The sequence below is a fragment of the Vibrio sp. Hep-1b-8 genome (assembly GCF_006124995.1).
Lineage (GTDB): Bacteria > Pseudomonadota > Gammaproteobacteria > Enterobacterales > Vibrionaceae > Vibrio.
Genome location: NZ_QEWN01000070.1, coordinates 1 through 1,029, shown reverse-complemented (window position 1 = coordinate 1,029; position 1,029 = coordinate 1). Strand labels below are relative to the sequence as shown.

The following is a 1,029-nucleotide window of genomic DNA, read 5'->3' as shown; positions in this document are numbered from 1 at the left end:
CAACTGGATATCACCAAATAAACATCAGCTATGTTGGTCACACGTGATCCGAAACCTACAACAGATTGCGGATTACACAGGTAAAGGTCATACAGCTAAAATAGGCCAACGACTTGTTATGCTGAGCAAATTGGTCTTTCGAACGCGACATCGTTGGGAGTCCGAAACGATAAAATATAGCCTGTACCTAAACAGATTAAGTCGAATAAGACAGCGTTTTAATTACTGGCTCAATAAAGGGAGCAAGCAAATACCAATTCAACGCTATCAAGGTCGCTGCAAAAAACTGGATGAGCATAGCCCAAGCTTGTGGTTGTTCTTAACTAACCCCAAAATACCATTGACCAACAATGAAGCTGAACGCCGGCTTCGTGGCTTTGTTATTCAAAGAAAAATCAGCTACGGCACTACCTCGGATGCAGGCGACAAGTTCCGAGACCGCCTACACTCGCTAATCGAAACTTGTAAAAAGCGAAAGATATCGTCACTTGATACGCTTTCACGCATAGTCAATGCTGTTGTTCGTCAGCAGCCGTACCCAAATGTGCTCGATCTTAAACACACGAGTTTTTACCTAAACACTTAGTCAACACGGTGCTGGTGAACGCTTACTTTGAATCGTCTTACAGCAAAAAATTTAAGTTAATTGCATTAATTAGTGTAAGGCTCATCACAGGTCGGCTTTTCTTTATATATGTAATATTTACACTTTTTTGAATACCACAGAGTGTGATATTCAAAAGAAACTCTTTTGTTATTCACACTGTTAAGTGAAATATAGAAACCATTGCCATTACTCTTACGCAAGTCCTCGGTTTCTGAATCAATAAAACAGAACTCTCTATGAGCATCTCCATGCAAAACATTCAAGCATGGTCTGTCTATTGGTATATATGCCATAGTTATACCCACACCATCTTGAATAGTGTAGTTTACTTTTAGCTCTCTGAGATTGTCGCTCTGAGGAAGATTGTTTGCCACTGCGGTGCCAAAACACATAAAAATAGATAGTGAACAACATATACTCTT

The 1,029-nt window shown here is 39.8% G+C and carries 2 protein-coding genes; one reads left to right on the top strand and one right to left on the bottom strand.

Annotated features, from left to right (window positions below; translation table 11 throughout):
• Positions 1–586: transposase (locus DA100_RS08325; RefSeq protein WP_138971725.1), on the top strand; the 586-nt coding region annotated here is incomplete at its 5' end.
• A 65-nt stretch (positions 587–651) separates the two neighbouring features.
• Here the strand turns inward: DA100_RS08325 and DA100_RS21135 are convergent.
• Positions 652–1,029: hypothetical protein (locus tag DA100_RS21135; RefSeq protein ID WP_206208560.1), on the bottom strand; the 378-nt coding region annotated here is incomplete at its 5' end.